This window comes from Microvirga zambiensis WSM3693, assembly GCF_016735695.1.
GTDB classification, from domain to species: domain Bacteria; phylum Pseudomonadota; class Alphaproteobacteria; order Rhizobiales; family Beijerinckiaceae; genus Microvirga; species Microvirga zambiensis.
In genome coordinates this window covers 1-7,493 of record NZ_JAERQD010000125.1, presented here as the reverse complement: position 1 = coordinate 7,493, position 7,493 = coordinate 1, and the positions used below count along the sequence as shown (strand labels likewise).

Below are 7,493 nucleotides of genomic sequence, written 5' to 3'. Positions count from 1 at the left end.
CTCTGCCACTCGCCGGTCAGTCGGGTAATGGTCGAGGGCGAGAGGTTGGGCGCATCCTGGCCGAGCAGGGCGGAGAGCGCCTCCTGGAAGTCGCCGGTGGAGAGCCCGCGCAGGTACAGGATCGGCAGCAGCGCATCCAAGCTTTTGGTCCGACGCGCCCATTTCGGCAGGATCGCCGAGGTGAAGCGGATCCGATCCTCGCCGGTAGCGCCGCGGTCGCGGATCTTGACCCGGCTCACCTCCACCGGGCCGATGCCGGTCTGGAGCGTGCGCTCAGGCCCATGGCCGTGCCGGACCAGGCGCTCGCGGCCATCCGGCAGCTTGAGATCGCGCATGCTGGCCAGATAAGCCTCGGCCTCGCTCTCGATGGCTTGGGCCAGCAGCTTGCGGGCGCCGGCTCGGAGAAGATCCGTCAGCGGATCGTCAATGATATCGGGCTGACGAAGGCGGACAATGTTGGTAGTCTCGTTCATGGCGTATCGCTCTCCTGGAGAGGTTCTGGCAGGCTCGACACCCGCCTCGATACGCCGCCTTTCTCACACCGTCATCACCCAGGTTCCACCATAGCTGGGTAATCCGGGACGTATGCCGCAAGATCACAGGCGATGCGGCTCTGGAGGAGCGGTTTGGTCCGCTGCTCGCCTTGGCGGTGAGGGTCCGGCAGCAGACCCAGCGTCAGCGCGGGCCCAAGGTCTACGCCCTGCATGCACCCGAGGTGGAGTGCATCGGCAAGGGTAAGGCCCGCACACCGTATGAGTTTGGCTGCAAGGTGAGCATCGCCACTCCGGTCACGAAGCCCAAGGGTGGCCAGTTCGTGCTGCATGCCCGGGCGTTGCACGGCAACCCGTATGACGGTCACACGCTCGCAGCCGCGGTGGCCGATGTCGCCGTAATGACCGGAGTTGCGGTCCAGCGCACCCATGTGGACAAGGGCTATCGCGGCCACAACCATCCGAACCGGTTCCAGGTTTATCCTCCGGTCAGATCAGGCGCACGACCGCCGCCCTCAGACGCGAGATGAAGCGGCGGGCGGCGATCGAGCCGGTGATCGGGCACCTGAAAGCCGAGCACCGCATGGGCCGCAATCATCTGAAAGGCCGCGAGGGCGACCGCATCAATGCCGTCCTGGCGGCCGTCGGGTATAACTTCTCGCTCCTGCTACGGTGGTTGGCGGCGCTTTTGTGGCCTCTCGCCCTGATGCTGGTCGGCGATGATCCATTGCGCCAACGCGCATGACTCACGCTATCAAACATTCTTCACGGACGACTATATCAGTTGCTTCTGCCCTTACGCCTTCACGACTCTTCTCGGCTTGGCCTCGTTCTTTGCCGGCATTGCCGAGTTATCCACATCAATATTGCTTGTTTGTTCCCGACGGAAAAGGGGTGCGCCATATCTCTGTCGAGAAGCAGGGCACGGGCCTAAAAGCCTGTCCGGACGATCGGCAGCCGCGCAAGGTGGGTGTCGATCGCCTCCACCGCAGGACCGGGCAAGGGCAAATGCCTCTTCTCGCCCCCCCACTGCGTCAGAAAGCGCTCAACCGTCTCCTGTGCGACAGCCAGCGCCGGGCGGACGGGCAGGCCTGCCTTGTCCGCTAGGTACGAGAGCTCCTCGCGCGTAAAGCCGTCGAACCGCTTGGTCCTAGCGAACTTCAGCGCAAAGCTGTAGTCCTCCAGGTAGGGGATCGTCGAGACCAGGTCGTAGGCCGGCGCAAGCAGCGGCGTGCGCCGGTCCGGGTAGATCAGCGACCAGTTTTTCAGGTGCATGTCGGCATTGCCGATCAGCACGCTGAACACCACGCGCCGGATGAACTCCGCGACGCTGTCGCTGCCGCTCTCGATCCCGAGCACGTGCGCGAGACGGCGCAGCGTCGCCTTCTTGTACTTGTCCTCCGGATAGACACCGAACACCTGCGCGAAGTCCTCAATGTGAACGGGCCCGTCCGCCGTCCGGTCGAACCGCTTTATCGCAAAGGCCTGCCCTTTGAGCACGCCGATGCCATCCGGCAGCCCGTTGATCGAATCCACGTCGAGCAGCTGGATTTCCGGGACGTCAATACCGACCGCCCGGGCCAAGCTCATCATGGCATATTCATTCTCCGGCACTCCTTCAAAGCGGGTCGAAGGCAGCTTCACGATCCACTCGCCACCCACGCCCTGCGCGGGGACTACGAGACCGCCATTCTTGCCGCTGTTTTTGACGGCCGAAAATTTGAGCTGCACGCCGGCAAGGGAAAAGCGCAGCGCATTCTCACGGTCGCGCTTGACTGTTTTTGCAGGGGCGCTGTCCGCCTCCGGCGGCCAAGCCTCCCCGTCGGCCGGCACAATGGTCAGGGCGCCAGGTAGGTCGCGTCCCAGCACCCACAGCAGGAAAAACTCGCGCTCGACATGCACGCCCGCGCGCTCGGCGAGATAGTCCCGCAACGTGCCTTCGGGCAGCAGATTGGCAAAGAAGGGCGCCACACGCCGCTGTGTTGCGGGCAGATCGGTGATCAGCCCGCCAAACTCGTCTTTGAAAGACAGGCTCAGAGTGGGCCGGTCATTGCTCTCGATATAGCTGTCACTGAACGCGAAAATCGTGCGGTCGCCGCCCACATGAGTGAGCGTGCCGATCGTCTCGCCATAGAGCTGGACATAGAGAATGGAGACATCAGGCATCATCGTCCTCCTCATCCAGGGCATAGGCCGGCCGGACGGCCGGTTTTACAGCCGCGGGACTATGCGCAATGTGATTGCGCACGCTTCTAAGGGCCTGCGCCGCACTCCTGATCGCGCTCTGCAGGCCCGGGTCCTGCAGCTGGCGCGCGAGAGCCTCGTAGTTCTTAGTGTGAATCGGCAGATGCTGCAGGGGCTTGAGCTGCTCGACCGCCTTCTGCACGCGGGCAATCTCCTCCCGTGGGATCGTGACCTTCTGCAGAAGGTTGGCGGCATCGGCCAGCCGCTCCGCGTCCGGCAGAAGGTGCAAGCGAGAGAGCTCGCCTGACGCCTCGGCAATGCGTCTCAGATTGTTATGCAGACGCGCCTGCTGCTCGGCTTCCGCCGAGGGCGCGGTCGTCCTGACGACGCTGTCGACGGCGGGAAGGGCCTTGCGCGGGACCAGCCTTACATCCAGATCGAGGACGCGCGCGAGTTCGATCAGGCTGGAAAGCTGCAGATCGACCGCCCCGCTCTCGATCTTCGAGATATGGCTCTGCGGCAGGCCGACCAGCCCGCCCAAGGTGGCCTGGCTCAGTCCTTTATTTGCGCGGGCATCCTTCAGAGCCCTTGCGATTTCACCGACAGCTGGCATAATATGCTTTCACATATGGCGTTAGAATCGTTATATATTTAAACATATCATCTTTGATCGAGCCTGTCAATTAGATATATGCCATAACATATATAGCGCTCTGGATATACGCTATAGCATATGAAGCATTCGGGATGTCAGGCTGTGGCCGTGCCCGGGACAGGGTCCTCCGACTTAGAAGGCCAGTGCCAGCCGCGGTCCGGCTTCAGCCTCTTCCAGGAGATGGCTGTAGGCGTTGAGCGTAGTCTCGATATTTGAATGACCATAAGGGTCTGAATCTTCTTCAGGTTGACCTTTCGCTCGAGCAGCAGCATCAAAGCAAAGAAATGACGCAGGTCATAGGGGCGGTATTTCACCTTCTCGACCATGAAGTAGCCCCCGAATAGACCGACCGGACACGATCTCCCACCTCGTTAAGAGATAGGAGTAGTGTTAGGCCTATGACTGGTTCTTCCTCGAAGTTAGAGGTCCTCGACGGACCGCAACACCGGCGCCGCTGGACGGCCGCCGAGAAGCTGGCCATCGTCCAGGAGACCTACGAGCCGGATGCCACGGTCAGCCTGGTCGCCCGCCGGCATGGCGTGGCCCCCAACCAGCTGTTCCGCTGGCGCAAGCTCGCCGCCCATGGTGCCCTCACGGCCACCAGTGCTCAGGAGGAGGTGGTCGCCGCCTCCGAGTACCGCGCCCTGCAGAACCAAGCCCGTGAGCTGCAGCGGCTCTTGGGCAAGAACACGCTCGAGGCTGAGATCCTCACGGAGGCGCTGGAGGTCGCCACGGGGCCAAAAAAGCAGCTGTCGCGCTCGCTGTCGTGGCCCAAAGGCGGTTCGCGATGAGCGCTGTCTGCTCTGTCCTTGAAGTCGCCCGCTCCACCATCGCCGAGCAGATTGCAGGCCGGCCACCAGAGCCGGAGGAGGAACTCGTCACGGCCATCAAGGCGATCATCTGTGTCGCATGTTCGACATCGGCGGGCGTCGGACATAGCCGAACGCGGTTGAATGACGCGCGAATTGCGCGTCCCCGCGGAGGATCCTGTCCGCCACTCCTTGGATAAACGTCGGGTCCCCGACACCGACTGTCGGGTTTGTCAGGTCCGCGCCCCGGTGCTGTGCGGCCTGACGTCCTGCCGCACTCTCATCCAAGCCCTTGAATAATCTGCACAACAATTCTTCTGAGGCGCTTGCGGCGCCGTTGGCACGCCTTTTGCGACGTCCTCGTCGTACGGCGGCAGGAGCTGCCGACCGGATCTTGAGGCTTGAGAGCGGTGAGACGATCGATGCCGCGTCCGTCGGGGAGGTTTGCATGAAAGCCATGTTTATCGCGGGGCTCGTCGTCCTGCAATTCGGTGCTGCGCCGGCAATCGGTGCCGCTCCGCCGCAGGAACCAAGCGCGCCGGTTGCGAGTGCGCGCGAGATTGTGGCGGGCGTAAAGATTCCCTATCAGAGCTTCACCCTCGCCAACGGGCTGCGCGTCCTCGTCCACACCGATCGCAAGGCGCCGGTGGTCGCCGTGTCGGTCTGGTACAATATTTTGGTTCCAAGCACGAGCCCAAGGGCAAGTCCGGCTTCGCGCACCTGTTCCAGCATCTGATGTTCACCGGCTCGGAAAATGCCGGCGACTTTTTCTTCAAGCGGATGCCGCAGGTCGGCGCTACTAACATGAACAGCATGATCTGGTACGGCACGTTCTCGTACGACTACACCAACTACTATGAGACAGTCCCAACCGGCGCGCTCGAAATGACGCTCTATCTCGAGTCCGACCGGATGGGACACCTTCTTGGCGCGATCACGCAGGCCAAGCTCGATAACCAGCGCGGCGTCGTCCAGAATGTAAAGCGCCAGCGCGACAATTAGCCATACGGCCTCGTCCAATATGCCCAAGCCGCAGCCCTGTTCCCGGCCGATCATCCCTACGGTCATCCGCCGATCGGGTCGATGGCCGATCTCGATGCCGCCAGCCTGGACGACGTGCATGGCTGGTTCCGCCAGCACTATGGGCCCAACAATGCGATCCTTGCCCTTGCCGGCGATATCGACCTTGCGACCGCAAAGCCGCTGGTCGAGAGATATTTCGGGTCCATCAAGCGCGGACCCGACAGCAGCCCGATCGCAGTCGCCATCCCAACCTTACCCGCGCGCAAGGACGAGACGCTGCAGGATCGGGTGGCGATGACGCGGCTCTACCGCACTTGGGTGGTGCCGGGGCTCAACGACTCTGATGCGGTGCCGCTTGCGATCGGCGCATCGGTGCTCAGTGGCCTTGCCAGCTCCAGGCTCGACAACACGCTGGTGCGCGACGAGAAGCTCGCGGTCAGCGTTTCGGCCGGCTTGCAGACGTTTGCTCAAGTGAGCCTGTTCGAGGTGAGCGCCGACGTCAAGCCTGGCGTCGATCCAGCGGTGGTTGCGAGACGTCTCGACGCGATCATCGCCGATCTGATTGCTGAAGGCCCGACTGCTGGTGAAGTTGATCGTGTTGCGATCCAGAATGCCGCCGACACGATCAAGTCGCTCGAATCCGTCAGCAGCAAGGCAGGAACGCTGGCCGAAGGGCTGCTCTATTTAAACGATCCTGATCACTATGCCCAAGATCTCGATGCGTACGCCGCGGCCACGCCCGCGACGGTCAAGGCAGCGTTGGGCAAATGGCTGTCCCGCCCGGCCTATGCCCTGACTGTGACGCCAGGGGCGCGCCCGGCCGATCGCGATGCGCAGGCCGTCACGAAGGCGAGCAAGCCGGCTTCGGCCGTTTCAGGGGTCGGAACAAAAGCTGTTCCTGCTGACACGATAAGGTAGAACGGATCGGCAACTGTTTTGGCGCGGGTTGAGGCCCGCCCGGTCTGTGTGAGGCAGAATGATATTCGCACAAATAGGGTACCCGATTGTTGGTTGTACCTAGTTCAGTTCGCCGAACCTACTTTAACAGCGAGACGTTTCTCGCTGGCGACTCTCAGAGGAGCAATACATGTTTCCATCAATTGTCACGCGTAAGCGGGGCAGATTACTTTCAATTACCCACATCTCCGGAGCGAGCGCCGCTTCAGCTTGCACGACATGGCTCGGGCGTGATTCCTTGTCGGGCACCCGTTCGGAAGGAGGGGTGCCATGGATCCGATGCTCGAAGGTACCTCGTGGCTCGATGAGGAACTCGCCGGGTCGACCTTTGCCGATGCACGGCTGGGCCAGCGGTTGCGGCGGCTCCTGGAGCAGCTTGGCGGGGCAATGGGAGCAAGCCTGCCGCTGGCCTGCCAGGACTGGGCCGCCACCAAAGCCGCGTATCGCTTCTTCGACAACGATCGCGTCAGCGAGGCTGAGATCCTGGCCGGCCACTTCGCGGCAACCGCCAGCCGCGTGGCCGCGACTGAGGGGCCGATCCTCATCCTCCACGACACCACTGAGTTCGTCTATCACCGGGTCCGGCCCGAGCCGATCGGCCTGACCGGGCAATATCCCTGCCGCAACACCAGTTACGATCGCCGCCAGTTCTATACCGTCTGCGGGCTTCTGATGCACTCAAGCCTTGGCGTCACGCCGGACGGGTTGCCGCTGGGACTGTGCGCGATCAAGTTCTGGACCCGCGCCAGCTTCAAGGGCACGAGCACCCTCAAGCGGCATATCAACCCGACCCGGGTGCCGATCGAGCAGAAAGAGAGCCTCCGTTGGCCCGAGAACATGCGCCAGGCATCCGTACTTGCTGCCGATCCGGCGCGGTGCATCCACATCGGCGATCGCGAGGGCGACATCTATGAGCTGTTCGTCACGGCGCACGAACTCGGCACACACTTTCTCGTGCGCAGCAGCGTCGACCGGCGGGCGGATGACGGCACCCGGACGATCATCGCAGCCATGGACGAGGTGCCAGGTCAAGGCGAGCACCGGATCGCGGTGCGGGACGATAAGGGCAAGAGCAGCCAGGCCCACCTTACCATCAAGTACCAGCGCCTTCATGTGTTGCCGCCCCTCGCCAAGCAGAAGCGCTATCCCGCTCTCGAACTCACCGTGATCTGTGCTGATGAGCGAGGGACGCCCGAGAACCGCCAGCCGATCCACTGGCGCCTCATTACCGATCTGCCCATCACGTGCGTCGGTGAGGCGGTCGAGAAGATCGGCTGGTACGCTCTGCGCTGGAAGATCGAGATGGTTTAATCACAAATGACAAATTCTGCCTGAGCAGCTTCGGACAGCTCAGGTTAAGTTGGTGGCGGTTGC

8 protein-coding genes and 2 pseudogenes are annotated in these 7,493 nt (G+C 62.4%); 6 read left to right on the top strand and 4 right to left on the bottom strand.

Annotation, left to right across the window (positions count from 1 at the left end; genetic code table 11):
- A partial coding sequence (locus tag JKL46_RS33650) for a transposase (protein WP_201842743.1) occupies nt 1-473 on the bottom strand: 473 nt, incomplete at its 3' end.
- A 98-nt stretch (nt 474-571) separates the two neighbouring features.
- On the opposite strand from JKL46_RS33650, the pseudogene JKL46_RS33645 reads away from it, so the two are divergent.
- Nucleotides 572-1,236 (top strand): annotated as a pseudogene (locus JKL46_RS33645) (transposase); the annotation flags it as partial.
- Between the two features lie 185 nt (nt 1,237-1,421).
- Here JKL46_RS33645 and JKL46_RS33640 read toward each other — a convergent pair.
- The 3 genes from JKL46_RS33640 to JKL46_RS33630 form a co-directional block, all read right to left on the bottom strand.
- Nucleotides 1,422-2,657: a type II toxin-antitoxin system HipA family toxin gene (locus JKL46_RS33640; RefSeq protein WP_009488338.1), complete on the bottom strand. Its 1,236-nt coding sequence runs from the start codon at nt 2,655-2,657 to the stop codon at nt 1,422-1,424.
- Nucleotides 2,650-3,288 (bottom strand): helix-turn-helix domain-containing protein, encoded by a 639-nt coding sequence (locus JKL46_RS33635; protein WP_009488340.1) that lies wholly within the window; start codon nt 3,286-3,288, stop codon nt 2,650-2,652. Before JKL46_RS33635 ends, JKL46_RS33640 begins: the two co-directional genes overlap by 8 nt.
- A 137-nt stretch (nt 3,289-3,425) precedes the next feature.
- A complete protein-coding gene (locus tag JKL46_RS33630; protein WP_201842741.1) occupies nt 3,426-3,656 on the bottom strand; it encodes a hypothetical protein in 231 nt (76 codons plus the stop codon).
- 72 nt (nt 3,657-3,728) lie between these two features.
- Here JKL46_RS33630 and JKL46_RS33625 point away from each other — a divergent pair.
- The 5 genes and pseudogenes from JKL46_RS33625 to JKL46_RS33610 all read left to right on the top strand — a co-directional run.
- A pseudogene (locus tag JKL46_RS33625) lies at nt 3,729-4,324 on the top strand (transposase); the annotation flags it as partial.
- Nucleotides 4,325-4,587: 263 nt separating this feature from the next.
- Nucleotides 4,588-4,875, top strand: coding sequence for a hypothetical protein (locus JKL46_RS36120; protein ID WP_246529715.1), 288 nt, complete (start codon nt 4,588-4,590; stop codon nt 4,873-4,875).
- On the top strand, nt 4,803-5,141 hold the full coding sequence (locus tag JKL46_RS36115) for a M16 family metallopeptidase (protein ID WP_246529714.1): 339 nt from the start codon (nt 4,803-4,805) through the stop codon (nt 5,139-5,141). The genes JKL46_RS36120 and JKL46_RS36115 overlap by 73 nt, the downstream gene beginning before the upstream one ends.
- A gap of 81 nt (nt 5,142-5,222) precedes the next feature.
- Nucleotides 5,223-6,080: a M16 family metallopeptidase gene (locus tag JKL46_RS33615; protein WP_201842735.1), complete on the top strand. Its 858-nt coding sequence runs from the start codon at nt 5,223-5,225 to the stop codon at nt 6,078-6,080.
- A gap of 309 nt (nt 6,081-6,389) precedes the next feature.
- Nucleotides 6,390-7,430 carry an IS4 family transposase gene (locus JKL46_RS33610; protein ID WP_246529713.1) on the top strand — a complete coding sequence of 347 codons (1,041 nt, stop codon included), beginning with the start codon at nt 6,390-6,392 and terminating at the stop codon, nt 7,428-7,430.
- The last annotated feature ends 63 nt before the right edge of the window (nt 7,431-7,493 follow it).